This window comes from Citrobacter sp. RHB20-C16 (genome assembly GCF_013890155.1).
In the GTDB taxonomy this organism is placed as follows: Bacteria; Pseudomonadota; Gammaproteobacteria; order Enterobacterales; family Enterobacteriaceae; genus Citrobacter_A; species Citrobacter_A amalonaticus.
Window position 1 is genome coordinate 4,103,351 of record NZ_CP057630.1, and the last position, 21,734, is coordinate 4,125,084.

The window sequence follows — 21,734 nt, forward strand, 5'->3', positions numbered from 1 at the left end:
AATATTATTTCAACTCATTCGTTGCTTTAATTCTTCTGGGGTCAATGGCGGATTATGTCGGTGTAACATCGCATGGCAATTCGGGCAGACTGGTATCAGATCGTCAATGGGATCCAGATGATAATCCTCTTTAATCGCCGAAAGCGGTACCAGATGGTGAATATGGATAAACCCCTTGCCGATTTCGCCGTATACCTTTGACATGTCGAGGCCGCACACCTTGCATTGATAGCCATGATACTCAAGCGCTTTCTGCCGAGCATTGCGATCGCGTTCATAACAATTCACCACCACCTGCGTAGCCGCTCCTTCCACATAGTCGATTTGCGATGTTAGCTCATCGGGGAAAAGGGTATCGCTGACAGTTGCAGCCCCCTTTTCTCCCTGCACGATGTGAAATCCTTGCTCAATCAACAAACGCACGCATTTCGATTTGATACCTCCCGAGAAATCCTGCGGCGTGAATGTTTTCCCGGTCATCAACGTTGCCGCGATCCCCACGATCGCTTTTGAAGCGATAGCGGCGGCCATCAAACACTACCTCATAACGTCGGGCCTCTTTGAAAAGATGAGGGAACCCGTCATCGTAGGCTCGAATGGCTTTAATAATGTATTTCCGTGGCAATCGATCGGGTAATTCATTCATTTGATATGATCCATGTAATCCGGGGCTTTGCTTGTCTCATTGGCAAGACTCCGTGACCCCACCAGTGTATCCCTCCTTCACCGCTTGATCAGGCCGTATTTTGCGAGCATCATCGCAATTATTTCTCGAGTAATGAAATCAATGGGTTCCATTCAGATGCTGCAACAGGCAATTGCCGACATGACGATCTGGCGCAAAGGCGAGCAGCGCGCGCCGCATAAGCCATTACTGCTGTTATACGTACTGGCGGGTTATCAGCAAGGTCACGGGCGTCTGTTTGATTATGCTTCGGAAGTTCGCGATAACCTACGTAGTCTATTGGAGCGATTTGGCCCCCAACGCGCCCAGTACCGACCGGACATGCCCTTCTGGCGTTTACAGGGAGACGGTTTCTGGCAACTGCAAAACGCGGAGCGCTGTTCCACATTTGGCAGTAGCCGACAACCTCCCGCTGGTGAACTGGTTGAATTTAACGTTGCTGGCGGCTTTGATAAGCAACATTACGACCATCTGATAAAAAGTAAGAAACTGATTAATTCACTCGCCCGACAAATCCTCGAAGCCCATTTTACCGAAAGTATTCAGGAAGAACTCGCCGATGAACTGGGATTTGAACTCCAGTTGCTTCGTAAACAGCGCGATCCCCTGTTCCGCCAGCAGGTACTGCGAGCCTACAACTATGAATGCGCCATTTGCGGCTACAACATGCGGCACGACAATACCTCTGTCGCGCTGGAAGCTGCCCATATCAAATGGAAGCAGTACGGTGGTCCTTGCGAAATTCCGAATGGTCTGGCCCTCTGCGCAATCCATCATAAAGCTTTTGATAAGGGATCCATTGGATTAGATGAGAGTATGCGAGTACAGGTTTCAGAAGCGGTTAACGGTAGCGGGATCGTCGGCAGGCTGTTTTGGGATTTTCAGGGGAAGATCATTTCTCTACCGCAGGTAAAAGCATACTGCCCGCAGGACGAATTCGTGGATTGGCATAGGAGAGAGGTGTTCAGGAGATGATAAAGATCAGGCTTGCTCAGGAAACATTAGAACTTTCAGTAGCCATGACAAAAAATAGGGTATGATACTTTCGTTTAACTTGCGTTAGATTAGGTCAAAACTCTTTTATCATATATCTCACAAGTGGTCTTTCTATAAGGCTAACATCATTGAAAAGCACAAAAATCACCCTTTTCACAGCATAGAGTTAATATTTATGAATGAGAAAAAAATCATTGAAATTGCGAATCTGGAAAATGATTGTAAAATTGGCAAGGACAGGCACTTTATTGCTGCCGACAGAAAAAACAAATGGCGAATCTATCTGGGTTTATTTGCCGTCGTAGGCTCCGCTGTAATATCATCTGGAATAGGCAAGAGCATATTAGAATTACTAAATTCTTATCTTCAAATAGAACATTGGGCCTCCTGGGATACGGCTTTGAGTCATATTCTTCCATTATTAGTTGGTATTTCAACTGCAATTATCGGTTTTCTTGGTTTAGAGAAACAAACGGCACAACATCGATATGTCGGCAATGCCTATATTGAAATATCCAGGAAAGCAAGATCTCTTTTAAATGAAATCAATAAAAACAATTATAATGAGAAAATAAAAGAATACGAACCTTTATTAGAAAAGTATCTGGAGATAAACAAAGAGGGTGAGTCATGTCCGACGAATAATAGCGACTCATTCAAAGCGATGAGTATGAATGCTTACCGACGCAATGCCATCAAAGGAAAACTAGCTGAGATGGAAAAGGATATTATAAAATTTAGCACCAAGAAAAAACGTACGACATTAAAGCTAAGTACTATTGTAAGTGTGAATATAAAGATAAAAATCGCCTACGTATTATGGTCATTAAAAATCATCAGGAAAAGAGATTATTTACGCTATGTGAAATGCTATCTGACATTATCCTGTTAATCTCATCGTACAACGGGCGATTAAGCCCGTTCTCAATCAAACCGGTGCAGGTCGCCCACACAGAACGATTCCTCAACTCAGCGTGCCCTGTAACACCTGCACTTATCTGCCCTGAAACTGCATCATGCCAGCGTGTCCGGCATTGCTTTTCACCCTCGAAAATAGTACGGTCACACAAGAAGAATTCTTCGTGGACGGTGGAAAATTATGCCAATAATTCAGTCTGTTGAACGTGCTTTGCAGATCCTCGACTTGTTTAATGAACAGGCTACGGAACTCAAAATCACCGAGATAAGCAAACTGATGGGATTGAGCAAAAGTACCCTCCACTCTCTTCTTAAAACGCTTCAGTTGCATGGCTATATCGATCAGAACCCGGAAAACGGAAAATACCGTCTGGGAATGAAACTGGTCGAGCGTGGCCACTTTGTCGTTGGCACAATGGATATTCGCCAGAAGGCAAAAAGCTGGTTGATCCGGCTCTCGCAGGAAACGGGACAAACCACCCATTTGGGTATTCTGGACGGCAACGAAGGCGTCTATATTGAGAAAATAGAAGGTAAGCAGGCTGCCATCGCTTATTCACGAATTGGTCGCCGCTTGCCTGTTCACGCCACGGCTATCGGTAAGGTATTGCTCGCCTGGCTGGATGAGGAAGAACTTGCTGCGGTGTTGGAGGGGTATCAGTTCAATGGCTTTACCCCCGCCACCCTTACCGATCGCGCCTCGCTACTTGCCGCGCTGAAAGAAACCCGCCATAACCAGTATGCGATGGATAACGAAGAGAATGAGCCCGGCGTGCGCTGCGTCGCGGTACCGGTCTGGAATCATGAATCACGGGTTATCGCAGCCCTTAGCCTCTCCACTCTCACTTCTCGCGTAAACGACGCCGAGCTGGCCGCCTGGCGTCAGAAACTGATGGATGCCGGGCTGGGGCTGTCGATAACGCTGGGCTATCGTCAACCCTGACCCTGTGTCTCGCTAAACTTTCGGTTGATAAGAGAAGGTGGCGAAATCGGCGTAGCAGCCGTCGCCGCTAATATCCTCACAGTGCAAACCAACAAATGCCCCGGTAAAGAAGCCTCTGCCGCCAATATAGTCATCTGACAGTTTCCACGCCTCAAACGTTAGCGGAATGGTCTGCCAGTGGTCACCATCAAATGAATAGCTATAGCGGTATTCCAGATTGTCCACATCCACTCGCAGCCAGACGTTTTCCGCATTCTCCGGCACCAGAATCGGATTATCGTAAAGATGCCAGTGCGCCACGTTGTGATCGAGTTGAATAATCTTCAGCGTTCGTCCGCGCCCCTCTTCCCAGTCCATAAAGCAGTACGTCCAGTTTTTACTGTTGTAGTAACAGGTTAGCCCCGCGCTTTGTTGGAAGTAGCGCGGAGAAAAGGCCAGCTGCGTTTCAGCACGAAAACAGAAATGCTGCCAACGGCGAGCGACCGTTGACTGGGTAAAGGTGGAGTTCAGCGAATCATTGCCATACAGACGTAAAAATCCAGGTCGGGCGGTCAGCGAGCCAAGCTGGTCATCAAACGGAATACGTAGGGTCTGCAATTCCGGATCGAGCCTTTCACTGTCAAAATCCGTTCGCCACGCTCCCGTTCCAACGCTAGCCTGCTCTGTCATACGTGGCCCCGGCACCGTCAGCGCCGCGTGTTTGCCCCCTTCAACATAGGGCCAATCGTCACGCCACTCGATACGCGCAATCCCTGTCTCACGCCCGAGCGGACAGTATCCCCGCCCGCCTGCCGCTAATCGCGGAATTCCCGGAAGATGTAACGGACGGCTGGTCAAATACGCCAGATACCATTCGCCGGTATGGGTCTCCAGCAGTGAACCGTGACCACTCTTCTGTAGGGGGTTTTCCGGCAGATGCCAACTGGTCATCATCGTCACATCGGGATGCAGTTCGTACGGCCCATCAATATTTTTTGCCCGCAATACCACCACGGCATGTTCGTAACTGGTTCCCCCTTCCGCCACCATCAGATAGTAATAGCCCTCGCGACGATAAATATGCGCCCCTTCGGTATAGCCCAATGGAGTACCCGTAAAGAGCGTTGAACGCTGCGGCGAAAGGGTTTGCGTGTCAGCAAAAAACTCCTGCAACACAATGGTGTTATGAGGATTACTGTGATGACGCGGCCCCCACGGGCGATAGATGTAATACTTTCGTCCATCCGCATCATGAAAGAGTGAAGGGTCAAACCCGCCGTTGCCCATTGGCACAGGAGCGCTCCACGGCCCTTCAATAGATGGCGCGGTAACCAGGAAATTACGGCCATTTTTCCACGGCGAATCAACGATTTTTACGTCGGTATACAGCAACCAGAATTTGCCATCGGCATAGCTCAGGCAAGGCGCCCAGATGCCGCCAGAATCCGGATTGCCTTTCATATCCAACAGCGCCACGCTGTCGAGCGGAGTACTGACCAGAGACCAGTGTTTCAGGTCGCGAGAATGGTAAATTCGCACACCGGGAAACCATTCAAAGGTTGAGGTGGCGATATAGTAATCCTCGCCCACACGACACAGAGACGGGTCCGGGTTGAAGCCGGTCAGGATCGGGTTTTCAATCTGATACATGGTTCTCTCCTCAGTTCACTGCCACAGCGGCATCGGCAGGTTTGCTCTCAGGCTGCGCGGTGCGCTGACGTTGCAGCTGCTGGCTGATCTCTTCCACACGCTTGCTGCTCAGTTTGTAGAACGAAAGCAGTGTGAACATACCGACGTAAAGCACAACCGGTACGATGCAGAAGAGGATTTTGATGGTCATCAGGACGTTATCTGGCTGCACGGCGTTGCTTGCCGAGTAGCTGGAGAAGGCAAGGATCCAGCCCACCAGCGCGCCGCCAATGGCCAGACCGATTTTCAGGCTGAAGAGATAGGTAGAGAACACCAGACCATCGAGGCGACGTCCACTTCGGCTCTCTTCGTAATCGACCACATCAGAGGCCATTAACCATTGCAGCGGTGTGGTGGTATTAAAGACAAACAGGAACACAATATTCAGCGCAAATATCAGCGCGATATTGTCCGACGGAATAAAGAAAATACTCAGGTTGATCAGTGAATAAATGCCGATGATCCACTTAAACGACGTCACGCGATCGAATCGGCCAAGCAGACGAGACGAACAAAGAGAACCAAACATCGTCGCCAGGCTGCCATAGAGCAGGAACTGCGTTGCCAGCTCAGGATGGTCCATCACGTATTTGACAAAATAGAGCGTTGCGCCGCCGCGAACCACGTTCGAACCGGTTGCCATCATTTTAAAGGCGCACATAATTCGCCACTGGCTATTCCCCATCAGCAATTTAAGGTCTTTCTTAACCGATGATTCAGGTTGAATCTCGAACGTATAACGCTCTTTCGTTGTAAAGAAACACACGAACAGCAGCACTACGCCACAAATACCCAATACACACATCGCGCCGAAATAGCCGACCTGTTCATCCCCCTGGCCAATAATTTTTACCAACGGCAGGGCAATGCCGCTAATGGCTAATGAACCGGCAGCGGCCAGGAAAAAACGCCACGATTGTAAAGCATGACGCTCTTTTGGATCAGCGGTAATGGCGCCGGGCATGGCACAATAAGGGACATTCACAAAGGTATAAACCAGCGTCAATAAAATATAGGTGACGCAGGCATAAATGATTTTGCCCTGAGCGGAGAAATCAGGCGTATAAAACGTTAATACGCAGACAATACCAAACGGGATCGCTCCCCACAACAAATAGGGACGAAACTGGCCGTAGCGGGTACGCGTTCGGTCAACCATTAACCCCATTAATGGATCGGTTATCGCATCCAGCACGCGTGAAATCAGGAATAATGTGCCCATTACGCCTGCCGACAAACCAAAAACATCGGTATAAAAGTAGGCCAGTAAAAACATCGTGGCCTGCCAGACGAAACCGCAGGCGGTGTCCCCCAGTCCATAACCAATTTTATCTTTCATTGTTAACTGCATTTCTACCTCCAGAGAATATGAGAGAAATACGTTCCGAATGACCGGGACCTACAAAATTAAATATCTGAACGTGAACTTTGTGAGGAATACACCCTTTATCCGTATGCTTACCAGATGATGCTTACGAGGAAGATTGTAGAGAGGGATTCGATGAGACAACAATTGTCATATTTGCTTTAGCGGTTATGTATTTTAACTTCTGTGATAACGATGCACTTTTCAAGAAAATAAAAAAAAGACATCCTCCCGTGAAGGATAATATATTTCAGGACAATATTATTCGTCGCCGAAAATAGTGTTCCGGCGACTGATTAATTAATTTTAATTATTCAAAGCCCAAGTGCTTTTTTCCCAGCGTTAATCACCTCAATAATTTTATCCGTATCGTAGATGCACCCTTTCCAGGTTCCACCGCTTACCGCCTGCAATGCAGCCCACAGTCGGGTGTCGTCAGGCAGATAGTCATGGGGCTTCAGGTCGGGATGTAACTCGCGCTCCGCCAGAACTGTCGCGCCCTCTTCCGGCGTCAGTCGTGCTTGTGCGCTGCCGATAAAGTTCACGCTTCCTTTCAATGACAAGCGATCGACCACAATTTCAATCACATCCCCCGTGCGCAATTTGCCGATCGGCCCTCCCGCGAGCGCTTCCGGCGCAACGTGCCCCAGGCAAGCGCCGGTGGATACGCCGGAAAAACGGGCATCGGTAATGAGCGATACGGTTTTTCCCCATGAGATATGCTTCAGCGCCGAAGTGAGCTGGTAAGTCTCCTCCATGCCAGTGCCGGATGGCCCACCGCCGATAATCACCATGATATCGCCCTGCTGGATCTGCCCTTGTTTGATGGCTTTGATCGCCGCCTCTTCCGAGACAAATACGCGCGCCTTGCCCGTATGGCGATAAACACCGTCATCATCCACCACAGACGAGTCGATCGCCGTCGCTTTGATCACTGACCCTTCTGGCGCGATATTACCCACCGGGAACGCCACTGTGGAGGTCATCCCTTTCGCTTTTGCCCCTTCCGGCGACAGGATTACGTCATCAGGATCCACACCGTCCTGATCGCGCAGGCACTGACGGAATTTCGCCCGACGTTCGGCGTGCTCCCACCAGTCGAGGTTTTCACCGAGTGTTTGCCCGGTTACCGTCATCACATCTTCATGCAGTAGTCCCAGTCGACGCAGGTGCAGCATCACCTCCGGCACGCCCCCCGCCAGGAATGCACGCACCGTCGGGTGATAATCCGGGCCGTTGGGCAACACGCTGACCAGGCGCGGCACTTTGCGGTTGATCGCGCTCCACTGCGCCACATCCGGCAGGCGGCATCTGGCGGCATGGGCGATCGCCGGTATATGCAGCAGCAGATTCGTCGAGCCTCCGAAGGCCGCATGCACCACCATCGCATTCTCTATCGCTTTGTCGGTGAGGATGTCGCGGGCAGTAATCCCTTTTTCATCCAGCGCCATCACTGCCCGCGCCGATTGACGCGCAATCTCCAGCCACACATCCTGGCCTGACGGTGCCAGCGCTGAGTGCGGCAGCGCCAGTCCTAACGCTTCCGCCACTACCTGTGATGTCCCTGCGGTCCCCAGGAACTGGCATCCGCCGCCGGGCGACGCGCAGGCGCGACACCCCAGTTCGGATGCCTCTTTCAAACTCAACTCATTATTTGCGTAACGAGCACCGATGGTTTGTACCTTTCCGGCATCTTCGCCGAAGGTGGGCGGTAATGTCGCCCCGCCCGGTACGAGGATCACCGGCAGATCGTGCATTGACGCCAGCGCAATCATCGTTGCGGGCAACCCCTTATCACAGGTCGCCACGCCAATGACCGCCCGCCGTGTCGGTAGCGAACGAATCAAACGGCGAAAGACAATCGCCGCGTCGTTACGATAAGGCAGCGAATCAAACATGCCGTGCGTCCCCTGCGAACGACCGTCACACGGATCGCTGACAAATGCCGCGAAAGGAATGCCACTGAGACGGGTAATTTCCTTCGCCGCCGCCGACATTTGCAGGCCAATCTCCCAGTGCCCGGTGTGATAACCGAGAGCAATAGGGCGGCCATCTGAGTGGCGAATACCACCCTGCGTGCCAATCAATAACACTTCTCTGCCCGTGAGTTTGTTAGCATCCCAGCCCATTCCGGCATTTTGCGTCATGCCGAAAAGGTTGCCGCTGGGAGACTCCAGTAACATTTGCGGCGTCAGCGGCAATGCCCCCTGGGGGCCGGCAGCGTGGGTTTTCACCGCATAGAACGGTTCATCCTGCGGCGTAAAAATGGTGTTGATAGACATTGTCTCACTCTCCCGAGCGTCGGGGTTCAGGTCGCTCCATTATTGTTCTACATTATAGAACAACGTTCTTATTTATAGATTCACTGTAATGCAGGCCATGCGTAGAGGTAAATCAGAGAGAGGAGCAGGCTGTGCGTTTTTTAGCCTTGATCACAAAATGGTAAGCAACGAAATGTAACGAGAAGGTTACGCTAACGAAATGGTCGGACAGCCACTGACTATCCGACCGTTGATGATCCCGAAAGCTAATACCCGGCAGGCTCAACCGGATGACTGTCACCCGGTATATGAGGCGATTTCACAAAGACCCCTTTCCACGGCACTTCCCCTTTGTTCACCAGAAAATGCGCTTCACCGGGATCGCAGTGCATCACATCCCCGGAGCCTAATGTGTAGGGTTCACCGTTCAGGTACAGCGTCACTTCGCCTGCCAGGGTATAAAAAATTTCACAGGCTTCGATGTGGCGATGGTTGGGAAAAGACTGACCGGGCTGGAGCATGACGACGCCCATGTCACATACCGGGCCACGAATGAGGTATTTCGGGCCACTGTCGCCAAAACGGTACTCATGCTGCGCTTCATTCGATTTAATCATGACGATCTCCTGTTATAAACCCGGCGCTTTCCACAAAGAGGTCGTCAACCCGTGATCGACCAGACCTAACTGTTCCTGATATACCGCCTGCCATTTCTCGCGCGATTCCCGATAAAGCGCATGTTTCTCCTTGTCCGGAACATGCTCCCGCTCCCAGCGCACCAGTCGTTCGCCCGTTTCAGCCATGGATGACCAGATCCCGGCCCCCACGCCAGCGGCAATCGCACAGCCCAGCGCCGTCGCCTCTTTGACGACCGGAACGTTGACCGTCAGCCCTGACACGTCTGCCAGAATCTGGCTCCAGAGTTTGCCCTTCGAGCCTCCCCCGGCAAACACCAGCGACGTGGGATGGATCCCGGTAAAATCGGCGATTTGCTGTAAATTGCAGGTCGACACAATGGCCGCATTCTCTTCCAGCGCGCGGAACAGCGTGGCTTTATTACATTTTTCCGGATCGATAGACAGGTTGATGAACGAAGGGGCGGCGTGATACCAGCTCTTGAAACGCATCCGGTCGGAGAAAATCGGCATCACACCCCATGCCCCTGCCGGCACCCGGGAAGCCATCTCCTCCAGCAGTGTATAAGTGTCGACGCCCAGGCGCTCGGCGATCAGCTTTTCTTCGGCACAGAAGGCATCACGGAACCAGCGCATCGTCAGGCCGGTAAAAAAGCTGATCGATTCGGTTTGTACCATTCCCGGAATGACATGCGGATTAACGCGCACGTTCATCTCAGGATCAACAATCGGCGCAGGTAAATTCACCACCTGCTGCCAGAATGTGCCGCCCAGTACGGCGGTTTGCGCCGGACGGACAACCCCAAGGCCGAGACAGCCCAACTGCACATCACCACCGCCCACCACCACCGGCGTGCCGGCTTTCAGCCCGCACAGGGTAGCGGCCTGAGCCGTCACCCTACCCAGCAGCGTGCCGGTCTCTTTGACCGGCGAGAGAATATCCGACCGCAGTCCGGCCATTTGCAGTAGTGAGGGTTTCCAGTCGCGCGTTTTGAGATCCAGCAGGCCCGTGGTTCCGGCATTGGAAGGATCGACCGCCAGCTCGCCGCTGAGCATATAGGCCATCCAGTCGCTGATCATCGTGACCGTCGAGGCGCGACGATAGATGTCCGAACGATGGTGCGCCAGCCAGAGCAGACGCGGAATGGCACTCAACGCCAGCGTCTGGCCGGTGCTGCGATAGACTTCGCTTTCGAAGGTGTAGTCGTGGATCTCTTTAAGCTCGCTGACTTCCCGTGCCGCTCTGGCATCCACGTTGGCACAGGCCCAGACCGGCGTTCCCTCTGCGTCATAGACCACAATGCCTTCGCGCATCGAACAGGCGGAAACGGCAGCTATTGCTTCCGGCGCAATACCGGCGATATGCAGTGCCTGGCGAATGCAATCACAGGCCAGTTGCCAGTTTTTTCCCAGATCAAATTCCATCGAGCCGGGCACATCCGGTACGGCAAGGTGTCGCCATTCCGCTTGTCCCACCGCAATTTGTTTGCCTTCCAGGTCGAAAATCACGGCGCGGACGCTGCCAGTTCCGGCGTCCAGTGCCATCAGGTAATGTTCTGAGTCAGAGAGGGTACAGAGTCGGGCCATCGTTTTAGTCCTCGGCTTATTATATCTGTCAGGTCGTCAATGCTTTCTCCACGGTACAAACGGAAATTCTGTTACTCCCCTGCCGTACGCCTGCACGACAGATACGCATTACTGTCCGCTGACAATGGCGGCGGCAGTTTCCTGGTCGGTGACCAATGCGTTGATATAACCCCCTTTCATCGCGGCGGCGATCGCTTCCGCTTTATTCACGCCCCCGGCGACGCCAATCACGGTCGGGATCGTCTTCAGGGTATTGAGGGTTAACCCAATCAGTTCATCGTGAATCTTCATCTCCGGGATCACCTGCCCTTCACCATCGAAGAAGTAACCCAGAATGTCGCCCACCGCGCCTTTGCGGCCAATCATCAGTTGTTCACCCTTCGTGATATAGCCTGAGCGAATAATGGTGGCTTCATCTTTCTGGTTGATAGCGCCGATACCGACAATGGCCGCATCGGCTGCCTGGGCGGCCAGCAGGACATCCTGGACGCTATTTTCATTTTTTAACGTCCGGGCAATCTCCGCAGAAGAGGCGCGAAGCGGCGCCGGAATAATACTGACCGGACAGGCCGCGTTGAGTTGTCCAATCCCGGTCATGTAAGGCCCCACGCCACCCGACAGCGTCACCAGGCGAATTTGCTGAGCAGAAATAAACCCACTGAGCCGTTTTAAGGTATTCATGGTCGCTTCGCCGAAGCCCGCCGCCAGAATCTGCTGTGGCTGGAGTGACTCCATCAACATATGCGCAGCGCCGATCCCCAGGCGAACACATGCATCCGCGCCGGGAAGTCCCGGGATGACCCGCACATTGTTCAGGTCAAAGCAACGACGTAATTCGGTTTCATATTCCAGACAGCCTTCAAAGCGAGAATTAATCTGTACGCGAATAATCCCGGACTGATGCCCCTTTTCCAGCAGGCGCGACACCTTAAGCCGCGTCAACCCCAGTCTGTTGCTGATGTCGCTTTGCGTCATACCGTCGTGGTAATAGAACCACGCAATACGTGCCACCAGCTCTTCTTCACACATCCCTTGCTCGGAAATCATCGGGTCATTAATAGTCATCATTCTGTCTTCACTTTGAACATATCGAATATCTGAACACAATTGTTCATTCATTGGTCGTTAATAACTGTGATTAAACCCACATTTCAGTGGCTTTCGTTTGAACAAATTTAATATTGACGATCATTTTAGCATGAAACGTGATCTATTCGTCGGTTTTATGAGCAGTTAGGTCATAAGGTTATGAACAATTCGAATCGCACAATACATTTGTTCAACCTGATTCTACCCAGGCCGAACGGAGGTGGCATGCAAATGAGTCAAGAAAAGATCGCCCCACTACTCAGCGCGCAGTCTGTCTGCAAGCAGTATTCCGGCGTCAACGTCCTGAAAGGGATTGATTTTGTCTTACGCAAAGGCGAAGTCCATGCGCTCCTGGGCGGGAATGGCGCCGGGAAATCCACGCTGATGAAAATCATCGCCGGCATTACCCCTGCGGATAGCGGAATCATTGAGATTGAGGGAGCCCGCTGTACAAAACTGACGCCCATTCTGGCGCATCAGTTAGGCATCTACCTTGTCCCGCAAGAGCCTCTGCTCTTCCCCAGCCTGACGGTAAAGGAGAATATTCTCTTTGGCCTGCCCAAACACCAGAGCTCGGCGCAAAAAATGGCGGCGATGCTGACCGCGCTGGGTTGCCAGTTTGATATCAACAGCCCGGCGGGTTCACTGGATGTGGCCGACCGGCAAATGGTCGAAATCATGCGCGGACTGATGCGCGATTCACGAATTTTGATCCTCGATGAACCCACCGCCTCACTGACGCCTGCGGAAACCGATCGTTTATTCAGCCGCCTGCGTGAATTGCTGAGCACTGGCGTAGGGATCGTCTTTATCTCCCACAAGCTGCCAGAGATACGCCAGATAGCGGATTACATTAGCGTGATGCGGGACGGCATCATTGCGCTATCCGGAAAAACGGCGGATCTGACCACTGACGAGATTATCCAGGCCATCACGCCTGCCTCACGCACCAACGCGCTGAGCGCGACGCAAAAACTGTGGCTGGAATTGCCCGGCAACCGTCCGCAGCACGAGGCGGGCACGCCGGTGTTGAGTCTTGAGAATGTGACAGGCGAAGGGTTTATGAACGTCAGTTTCGAGGTCCGCGCCGGGGAAATTTTAGGGCTGGCCGGTCTGGTCGGCGCCGGACGTACCGAACTTGCCGAAACGCTTTACGGGCTACGACCACTACGGGCCGGAAGCATCGTACTCGGCGGCAAGGATATCTCCTCACTTTCCACCCGCGAACGTCTACAGCACGGTCTGGTGTATTTGCCGGAGGACCGGCAATCGTCAGGGCTGAATCTGGATGCCTCGCTGGCGTGGAATGTTTGCGCATTAACCCACAACCACAGCGGTTTCTGGGCTAATCCGGCCAAAGACAGCGCCACGCTCGAACGCTATCGCCGCGCGCTTAATATCAAGCTCAACGATCCTGAACAGCCTGCCCGCACGCTCTCTGGCGGTAATCAGCAAAAAATCCTGATCGCCAAATGCCTTGAAGCCTCGCCGCAGGTGCTGATCGTGGATGAGCCGACGCGTGGTGTGGACGTCTCGGCGCGTAATGACATCTATCAGTTGCTCCGCAGTATTGCCGCCCAGAACGTCGCGGTGCTGTTCATCTCTTCTGATCTGGAGGAGATAGAACAGATGGCCGATCGCGTTTACGTCATGCACCAGGGAGAAACGGGCAACGATGCTCTGCAAGGCGACGAGATTAATGTCGACACCATCATGCACGTGGCGTTCGGCGACCGCACGTCAGGGGCTACACCACATTCCGGGGAGGCGCCATGCTGAAATTTATCCAGAATAACCGCGAGGCCACCGCCCTGTTAGCCGTGCTGCTGCTGTTCGTGCTGCCAGGGATGCTGGACAGCCAGTACCTCAGCGTTCAGACGCTGACAATGATTTTCAGCAGCGCCCAAATCCTCATGCTGCTGGCGATGGGCGCAACGCTGGTGATGCTGACCCGCAACATCGACGTGTCGGTCGGCTCAATCACCGGGATGTGCGCGGTACTGCTGGGGCTGTTGCTGAACGCGGGATATCCCTTGCCGGTGGCCTGCGTGGCGACGCTGCTGCTGGGACTGCTGGCAGGATTTATCAACGGCGTGCTGGTCGCCTGGCTGAAGATCCCGGCGATTGTCGCCACGCTGGGCACGCTTGGCTTGTATCGCGGCGTCATGCTGCTGTGGACGGGCGGTAAATGGATTGAAGGATTACCGGCACAACTTAAGCAACTCTCCGCCCCGGTTTTCCTCGGTATCTCCGCCATTGGCTGGCTGACCCTGCTGCTGATGTTGCTGATGGCCTGGCTGCTGGCAAAAACCGCTTTTGGTCGCTGTTTTTATGCCACCGGGGATAATTTACAGGGCGCGCGGCAACTGGGCGTGCGTACCGAAGCCATTCGGATTCTGGCCTTTTCGCTCAATGGCTGCATGGCAGCGCTGGCCGGGATCGTCTTTGCCTCACAGATTGGCTTTATCCCGAATCAGACGGGAACCGGGCTGGAAATGAAAGCCATTGCCGCCTGCGTGCTGGGGGGCATCAGCCTGCTGGGCGGTTCCGGGACGATCATTGGTGCCGTGCTCGGTGCCTATTTCCTGACGCAAATCGACAGCGTACTGGTCCTGCTGCGCATTCCGGCGTGGTGGAATGACTTTATTGCCGGTCTGGTCCTGCTGGCGGTGCTGGTATTTGACGGCCGGTTGCGCTGCGCGCTGGAACGCAATATCCGTCGGCAAAAATATGCCCGCTTCACGCCGCCGCCCCAACCGCGTCCGTCGGCAAAAAACACCGACTCTGTGCGCACTGCCAAAAAACGTGAGGTTGCCTGATGACTCGTTTACATCGTTACGGCTGGGAACTGGCGCTCGCCGCGCTACTGGTGATTGAAATTCTGGGATTCGGCGCCCTGAACCCACGCCTGTTGGATCTGAACGTCCTGCTGTTCAGCACCAGCGACTTTATCTGCATTGGCATTGTCGCCCTGCCTTTAACCATGGTGATCGTCAGCGGCGGGATCGACATCTCCTTTGGCTCGACGATGGGGTTGTGCGCCATCGCGCTGGGCGTGATGTTCCAGGGCGGCGTACCGCTGCCGCTGGCCATTATTCTGACGCTCGCGCTGGGCACGCTGTGCGGACTGATCAACGCCGGACTGATTATCTACACTGGTGTGAACCCGCTGGTCATCACCCTGGGAACGTTATACCTGTTCGGCGGCAGCGCACTGCTGTTGTCGGGGATGGCGGGAGCGACCGGTTATGAAGGTATCGGCGGCTTCCCGCAGGGCTTCACCGATTTTGCCAATCTCGATGTGCTGGGTCTGCCCGTCCCCCTGATCTTCTTTCTCGTCAGCGTGATCTTTTTCTGGTTGCTGATGCACCGGACCCATGCCGGACGCAATGTCTTCCTGATTGGGCAGAGCCCCCGCGTGGCGCTGTATAGCGCTATCCCGGTGAACCGGACGCTGTACGCGCTGTACGCGATGACCGGCTTTGCGTCGGCGGTCGCGGCGGTGCTGCTGGTCTCTTACTTCGGCTCTGCACGTTCCGATCTGGGCGCCTCTTTCCTGATGCCAGCCATTACAGCGGTCGTCCTGGGCGGCGCCAATATTTACGGCGGCTCCGGGTCAATTCTCGGTACCGCCATCGCCGCGCTGTTGGTGGGCTATCTGCAGCAGGGATTGCAGATGGCTGGCGTGCCCAATCAGGTATCCAGCGCCCTCTCCGGCGCATTGCTAATTGTCGTTGTCGTAGGTCGTTCTGTCAGCCTGCATCGTCAGCAAATCAAAGACTGGCTGGCGCGTCGTCGCGCTATCCGGCAGGCCTAAAACCCATTGCCATAAAGGAAAAGTACATGACTATTCAGAGCATTAAAAAAATTGCCGTAATCAGTACCCTTAGCCTGGCGGCGTTCACTCTCAACGCTTATGCCGCAGAGCGAATCGCGTTTATCCCAAAACTGGTTGGCGTGGGATTCTTTACCAGCGGCGGTAACGGCGCCCTCGAGGCAGGCAAAGAGCTGGGCGTCGATGTCACCTACGATGGCCCGACGGAGCCCAGCGTGTCCGGCCAGGTTCAGCTCATCAATAACTTCGTCAACCAGGGGTATAACGCCATTGTGGTGTCCGCCGTGTCGCCTGATGGCTTATGCCCGGCGTTAAAGCGTGCCATGCAGCGAGGCGTGAAGGTGCTGACCTGGGATTCTGACACCAAACCGGAATGCCGGTCGTACTACATCAACCAGGGCACTCCTGCCCAGTTAGGCGGCATGCTGGTCGATATGGCCGCAAATCAGGTCAAAAAAGAGAAAGCCAAAGTGGCCTTCTTCTACTCCAGTCCGACCGTGACCGATCAAAACCAGTGGGTAAAAGAAGCGAAAGACAAGATCGCCAAAGATCATCCTGGCTGGGAAGTCGTCACCACGCAGTTTGGTTATAACGACGCCACCAAATCGCTGCAAACCGCAGAAGGCATTATTAAGGCTTATGCCGATCTCGACGCCATCATCGCGCCGGATGCCAACGCCCTTCCCGCCGCCGCTCAGGCTGCTGAAAACCTGAAAAACACCAGCGTGGCGATTGTCGGCTTCAGCACGCCAAACGTGATGCGCCCTTATGTTGAGCGCGGCACGGTGAAAGAGTTTGGCCTCTGGGACGTGGTCCAGCAGGGCAAGATCTCCGTGTACGTGGCTGACGCGCTGCTGAAAAAAGGCGACATGAATACCGGCGACAAGCTGGACATTCCGGGCGTGGGCCAGGTTGAAGTCTCGCCGAACAGCGTACAGGGCTACAGCTATGAGGCGAAAGGCAACGGCATTGTGCTGCTGCCTGAGCGCGTGGTGTTCACCAAAGAGAATATCGATAAGTACGATTTTTGAGTTTCATTCCTTAACCGTGGAGTAAAAAATGGCTGATTTAGATGACATCAAAGATGGTAAGGATTTCCATACCGATACGCCGCAACGCAATACCCCATTCACATTAAAGGGGTGCGGCGCACTTGACTGGGGGATGCAGTCCCGACTGTCGCGCATTTTTAATCCTGAGACGGGAAGAACGGTCATGCTCGCGTTTGACCACGGCTATTTTCAGGGGCCGACGACGGGACTGGAACGTATCGATATCAATATCGCCCCCCTGTTCCCGCTCGCCGATGTGCTGATGTGCACACGCGGTATCCTGCGCAGTGTGGTACCGCCCGCCACCAACAAACCGGTAGTCCTGCGCGCCTCGGGCGCTAACTCGATTCTCACCGAGTTAAGCAATGAGGCGGTTGCGCTCTCCATCGATGACGCGGTTCGTCTCAACAGCTGCGCCGTGGCGGCACAGGTGTATATCGGCAGTGAGTATGAGCACCAGTCGATCAAAAATATCATTCAGTTGATTGATGCCGGTATCAAGGTCGGCATGCCGACGATGGCGGTAACTGGCGTGGGGAAAGACATGGTGCGCGATCAGCGCTACTTCTCGCTCGCCACGCGTATCGCCGCAGAGATGGGCGCGCAGATCATCAAAACCTACTACGTCGATAAAGGTTTTGAGCGCATCGCCGCAGGTTGCCCGGTTCCGATTGTTATCGCCGGTGGTAAAAAATTACCGGAACGCGAAGCGCTTGAGATGTGCTGGCAGGCCATCGACCAGGGCGCATCCGGTGTCGATATGGGACGTAACATCTTCCAGTCCGAACACCCTGTCGCCATGATGAAGGCCGTCCACGCGGTGGTACATCGTAATGAAACCGCAGACCGCGCGTATGAACTCTATCTGAGCGAGAAAAACTAAGAAGTCATGGGCCTGCCAGGCGGGCCCATGCGTTTCAAGGAGAACAGTATGCATGTCACTCTGGTGGAAATTAACGTCCACGACGATAAAGTCGATGAATTTATCGACGTCTTTCGCCTCAATCATCTGGGATCGGTGTGTGAAGAGGGAAATCTCCGTTTCGACGTGTTACAGGATCCGGAAGTGAAGAGCCGCTTTTATATTTATGAAGCCTATAAGGATGAAGCCGCCGTTGCGTTCCATAAAACCACGCCCCACTACCTTGCCTGCGTGGAAAAACTGGAATCGCTGATGAGCTGCCCCCGAAAAAAACGCGTCTTCAATGGATTGATGCCATAAGGATCTCAAAATGAACCGTCCCTTTTCCGGGTTGAATCGCGCAGAGTGCGTCTCGTTAATGAAGCGTTACCCGTTAAGCATCGGTATTCTTGCCGGTCAGTGGCTCAAACTCGGTGAGTACCTGCAAACGCTTCGCGCGCTTGAACAACCCGTTCTTCACCTGGATCTGATGGACGGGCATTTTTGCCCTCAGTTCACCGTCGGTCCCTGGGCTATCACGCAATTACCAGCGCAGATAATTAAGGATGTTCACCTGATGGTGGATAATCCCTGGCCCGTCGTGCAGGCAAGCGTAAAGGCGGGAGCACACTGCGTCACGTTGCAGGTAGAAAACTCGCCGCATCTGCACCATATGCTCCACTGGCTGGGTGAGCAAAATGCGGAAGTCTCCGGCGGCACAATGCCGGTGTTGCGAGGGGTCAGTCTGTGCCCGGCGACACCGCTGGAACACATTCTGCCGGTCATTGAAGTCGTTGAAATCGTACAAATTCTGGCGGTCAATCCGGGCTACGGGAGCAAGCTCAGCAAGCCTGCCTTACTCAGGCGCATCGCTCAGGTTGTCGCATTACTCAATGCGTCCGGGAAGCGGGATTCCATTCTGCTGGCCGTCGACGGTTCGCTAGCACTGGAAGAACTGCCGGAGATAATCGCCAGCGGCGTCGATCGCGTAGTATCCGGCAGCGCCCTCTTCAAAAACGATGCGTTGAATGAAAACATCACTCACTGGCTAACGACGATACATTCAGCAAAGGGGTGATGAGGGGGTCTGCTGGATGGGGCGTTTTTGGGCAGTACCTTGATGAATTCGTTTAATTTTTTTGACAAGGATGATAGCTGGCTAAGATTGAAAGAGAAATCTTGCGTGGCGCGGATTTAAGGTACAAAAACTGCTTTTGAGGGCTTTATATTTAGATTTGGTGCGAAGGCCGGACTCGAATTTCACACCCAATAGACTGATATCAATGTAGTTTATAAGCAGGAATAAATATTTATACCCGCACTTGTACCCACAAGTTAAAATCCGTATAAAAAACAGACATCGCGAGTGGGTATAAAGCCATATCAGTAGAACATCGATATGGCTATCAAAGCAAGATTCAGAAAGTCAGAGGCTTATCCTCGAAAATCACTAATACTTTCCCAAGTAAATGCACGACTAAAAGGTCCTCATCAAACAGGTAATCTTTGAGCATCTGCTATGAATTAATCGAGGACAAGTATGTAAATGTCTTTATTACACCATAGAGCCTTACCAACATTGTGATCATAACCTCATGTTTTCTTTGTCATATACAGTTCATATTGCGACGTCAAAAGAGTTATAGTGTCAATCGGTATACGTTCCGACAGAGAGGAAACATGCAACCCATACACCCCCTTATCAAAGCGGCAAGAGATAAAAAATTACCGCATCCAGCCCAGTTGAATAAATTCAATCAAGAATACTGGATTAAATTCATGGACCAAATAGGTCCGCTAACTGCAGAGGCTTCAGCATACATTTCAGGTGCTACGTGGCTCAATAATAATTTTCAAAGTGTGCATAATACTCGAAAGCAAATTTGTTTTTTAAAGGGCTGCAGACCTGAATATCATGAAATGATCAGGGCACATATCGCCAGTGCTAATTATGCATTTTGGCAGGTATGCGACGAACAAAAAGAGATTTTTGAAGATACAAGCAATACAGCTATAGAGCAGTTTATTATCTCAAAAACTTCGAAGGTAGGAAAAAGCGACCCGGTAAGTGTCAACAGTGTAAATATGCATAGACTTGACAGTCTAAGAGGTCCATTGTTCGAGCTATTTAAATATAAGGACCGTATGCATATACTCTTTCCTGATGATCGCCCGAACAAGTTATCAAAACTTGACTTTTATCTCGCAGAAATGAGGCTGTCTCAGCACTACCATAGCTTTTCTTCGCTGTGGCAAGACTTGCTCTATGGTCGTGCAGCATTCACTTTCCAGCAGAAGCGAGTCTTTTTCATGCAATGTCATTCTGACTATCACCGCATGAAAACAATTGCAGAATACCGTCGAGATCATTTTTTAGCCACTTCAATAACTGAAGCTCGTACCGTAATGGATAAATTTCAGAATATCAATCCTTGGTCAAATTATCTACATTATGAGCCAGGTAAAGCGTTGAGCTCAGCACCATGGCGAACATTATCTCAACGCTCGCAAGTGATTGCCAGATATCAGCCTTTATCGGCTTTAATTCAGCTTGACGACCACCTCAAATCACTATTAAAACGCAAATCCTCCCCTTGTATTGAACGTAAATTACAAAGTGTTTTAGATATATGGGTTCATCTATCTGTGCTGGCTGTTCAGATTGATGAACATCTGCACACAAACGAGGAAATCAACGACTGGTCAAAACTAGTTCATCTTGCACCTCAATTTGAACATTCTAATCTTATTGCTGCACTAATACAGTGTTGTGAATATAGTGAAACTGAGATCATCGATGCCCTAGATTTATTGACCTGGAGAGGAAAGTCGCCGCAGGAGGATTTATGGGTGCAGCCTCTGGTGTCTGTAGAGGATAATTATATTTTCCCGATCAGTGCTTTTCTTACAGCTAGCCTAACCCGCAATATAGATTGTTGGATGACTAAAATAGATCCCAATGATACTCGCCGTGGAAAACTATTTGAGAAGGATTTGATTAGAGTATTGGAAGAGTGCCGAAATGGAAACTCGGTGATGAAGGAGCATTTGCGCTATACCTCTGCAATTGAACCAAACTATCATGGACATAAGGAAGAAATAGACCTGACCTTCTCTTTTGGAAACTTACTAATTGTTGTAGAAGCTCGTAGCCGTAAAACATCTATCACGCCACTCGATTATGACAATGAACTTTTCGATTCTAACGGGCTGGTGCATAAAACCAAGCAGGCCATTAGAAAAGCAGCCTTTGTTAAGGAACATCTTGAGCATTTTTGTAGGGATTATTACCCCCACTTATCAGGTACAGAAGACGTTGAGGTTGTTCCATTAGTAATAATCAATGGTCAATTTCATGCGGGTTTTCCTCTGAATAACGTACCTATTATCGATTCAGCGCTTCTGTTGCATTATCTTCGAGATCGTGAGGTGCGTTTTATGGCAGCAGCACCTTATGACAAACATCAGTATGGCATCCCACTTTGGCAAAGTCTCGAAGAGGCACAAAGTCGTTTCAGGGATTATCTTTCATGCCCTACTTTGATAAAGGTTTACGATTCAATGTGTAGAGAGTCAGTAAAACGCTCCAGCAATCTCGGGGAGGATTTTGATGAGGTTGTTTCACTTACATTCGAAATTCATTTCATGGGATGGGAAGAGCAATTGGCTCATGTTAAACGAGCCTTTCAAAATCAATTTGTAAAATATTACTGACTTGAATCATGCCATAGCAGACCATTATTCGAAGGATATAGTCGACATTGATAAAAAATATCCCATCACTACTGATAAAAACTT

General features: G+C 51.9%; 17 protein-coding genes and 1 pseudogene. 11 read left to right on the forward strand and 7 right to left on the reverse strand.

All coding sequences use genetic code 11. The annotated features are described in order from the left end of the window. Nucleotides 1–9: 9 nt before the first annotated feature. Nucleotides 10–646: pseudogene (locus tag HVX64_RS19675) on the reverse strand (HNH endonuclease). Nucleotides 647–787: 141 nt separating this feature from the next. Here HVX64_RS19675 and HVX64_RS19680 point away from each other — a divergent pair. The 3 genes from HVX64_RS19680 (at nucleotide 788) to HVX64_RS19690 (ending at nucleotide 3,542) form a co-directional block, all read left to right on the forward strand. Next, the gene (locus HVX64_RS19680; RefSeq protein WP_044253836.1) at nucleotides 788–1,660 is read left to right on the forward strand and encodes a phosphorothioated DNA-binding restriction endonuclease; all 873 of its coding nucleotides are present in this window, start codon (nucleotides 788–790) and stop codon (nucleotides 1,658–1,660) included. Between the two features lie 196 nt (nucleotides 1,661–1,856). Beyond that, nucleotides 1,857–2,573 (forward strand): SLATT domain-containing protein, encoded by a 717-nt coding sequence (locus HVX64_RS19685; protein ID WP_052443875.1) that lies wholly within the window; start codon nucleotides 1,857–1,859, stop codon nucleotides 2,571–2,573. Nucleotides 2,574–2,780: 207 nt separating this feature from the next. Beyond that, on the forward strand, nucleotides 2,781–3,542 hold the full coding sequence (locus HVX64_RS19690) for an IclR family transcriptional regulator (protein WP_044264503.1): 762 nt from the start codon (nucleotides 2,781–2,783) through the stop codon (nucleotides 3,540–3,542). A gap of 12 nt (nucleotides 3,543–3,554) precedes the next feature. On the opposite strand, the gene HVX64_RS19695 is transcribed toward HVX64_RS19690, so the two are convergent. The 6 genes from HVX64_RS19695 to lsrR all read right to left on the reverse strand — a co-directional run bounded on the left by HVX64_RS19695 (nucleotide 3,555) and on the right by lsrR (nucleotide 12,124). After that, nucleotides 3,555–5,171 carry a glycoside hydrolase family 43 protein gene (locus HVX64_RS19695; RefSeq protein WP_044256824.1) on the reverse strand — a complete coding sequence of 539 codons (1,617 nt, stop codon included), beginning with the start codon at nucleotides 5,169–5,171 and terminating at the stop codon, nucleotides 3,555–3,557. 10 nt (nucleotides 5,172–5,181) lie between these two features. After that, on the reverse strand, nucleotides 5,182–6,561 hold the full coding sequence (locus HVX64_RS19700; protein WP_181825119.1) for a glycoside-pentoside-hexuronide (GPH):cation symporter: 1,380 nt from the start codon (nucleotides 6,559–6,561) through the stop codon (nucleotides 5,182–5,184). Nucleotides 6,562–6,890: 329 nt separating this feature from the next. Next, nucleotides 6,891–8,858, reverse strand: a complete 1,968-nt coding sequence (locus tag HVX64_RS19705; RefSeq protein ID WP_044256827.1) for a YjhG/YagF family D-xylonate dehydratase — start codon at nucleotides 8,856–8,858, stop codon at nucleotides 6,891–6,893. Nucleotides 8,859–9,103: 245 nt separating this feature from the next. Further along, complete coding sequence (locus tag HVX64_RS19710) at nucleotides 9,104–9,454, reverse strand: cupin domain-containing protein (RefSeq protein WP_042999277.1); 351 nt, start codon at nucleotides 9,452–9,454, stop codon at nucleotides 9,104–9,106. A gap of 12 nt (nucleotides 9,455–9,466) precedes the next feature. Then, complete coding sequence (gene lsrK / locus HVX64_RS19715; protein WP_044256829.1) at nucleotides 9,467–11,059, reverse strand: autoinducer-2 kinase; 1,593 nt, start codon at nucleotides 11,057–11,059, stop codon at nucleotides 9,467–9,469. A 108-nt stretch (nucleotides 11,060–11,167) separates the two neighbouring features. Further along, nucleotides 11,168–12,124 (reverse strand): transcriptional regulator LsrR, encoded by a 957-nt coding sequence (gene lsrR, locus HVX64_RS19720; protein WP_044256874.1) that lies wholly within the window; start codon nucleotides 12,122–12,124, stop codon nucleotides 11,168–11,170. A 249-nt stretch (nucleotides 12,125–12,373) separates the two neighbouring features. On the opposite strand from lsrR, the gene lsrA reads away from it, so the two are divergent. The 8 genes from lsrA to HVX64_RS19760 all read left to right on the forward strand — a co-directional run bounded on the left by lsrA (nucleotide 12,374) and on the right by HVX64_RS19760 (nucleotide 21,650). Further along, nucleotides 12,374–13,927 carry an autoinducer 2 ABC transporter ATP-binding protein LsrA gene (gene lsrA / locus HVX64_RS19725; RefSeq protein WP_042999275.1) on the forward strand — a complete coding sequence of 518 codons (1,554 nt, stop codon included), beginning with the start codon at nucleotides 12,374–12,376 and terminating at the stop codon, nucleotides 13,925–13,927. After that, nucleotides 13,921–14,967, forward strand: coding sequence for an autoinducer 2 ABC transporter permease LsrC (gene lsrC / locus HVX64_RS19730; RefSeq protein WP_044256831.1), 1,047 nt, complete (start codon nucleotides 13,921–13,923; stop codon nucleotides 14,965–14,967). The genes lsrA and lsrC overlap by 7 nt, the downstream gene beginning before the upstream one ends. Next, the gene (gene lsrD, locus HVX64_RS19735; protein ID WP_044256833.1) at nucleotides 14,967–15,965 is read left to right on the forward strand and encodes an autoinducer 2 ABC transporter permease LsrD; all 999 of its coding nucleotides are present in this window, start codon (nucleotides 14,967–14,969) and stop codon (nucleotides 15,963–15,965) included. Before lsrC ends, lsrD begins: the two co-directional genes overlap by 1 nt. Before the next feature lie 26 nt (nucleotides 15,966–15,991). Next, complete coding sequence (lsrB, locus tag HVX64_RS19740; RefSeq protein WP_000155278.1) at nucleotides 15,992–17,014, forward strand: autoinducer 2 ABC transporter substrate-binding protein LsrB; 1,023 nt, start codon at nucleotides 15,992–15,994, stop codon at nucleotides 17,012–17,014. A 28-nt stretch (nucleotides 17,015–17,042) separates the two neighbouring features. Next, nucleotides 17,043–17,918, forward strand: coding sequence for a 3-hydroxy-5-phosphonooxypentane-2,4-dione thiolase (gene lsrF / locus HVX64_RS19745; RefSeq protein WP_000774153.1), 876 nt, complete (start codon nucleotides 17,043–17,045; stop codon nucleotides 17,916–17,918). A 48-nt stretch (nucleotides 17,919–17,966) separates the two neighbouring features. Beyond that, the gene (lsrG, locus tag HVX64_RS19750) at nucleotides 17,967–18,257 is read left to right on the forward strand and encodes a (4S)-4-hydroxy-5-phosphonooxypentane-2,3-dione isomerase (protein WP_042999272.1); all 291 of its coding nucleotides are present in this window, start codon (nucleotides 17,967–17,969) and stop codon (nucleotides 18,255–18,257) included. 10 nt (nucleotides 18,258–18,267) lie between these two features. Further along, entirely contained in the window at nucleotides 18,268–19,014 is a 747-nt protein-coding gene (locus HVX64_RS19755) for an epimerase (RefSeq protein ID WP_044256838.1), read from the forward strand. A gap of 602 nt (nucleotides 19,015–19,616) precedes the next feature. Continuing rightward, entirely contained in the window at nucleotides 19,617–21,650 is a 2,034-nt protein-coding gene (locus HVX64_RS19760; protein ID WP_181825120.1) for a hypothetical protein, read from the forward strand. Nucleotides 21,651–21,734 lie beyond the last annotated feature (84 nt).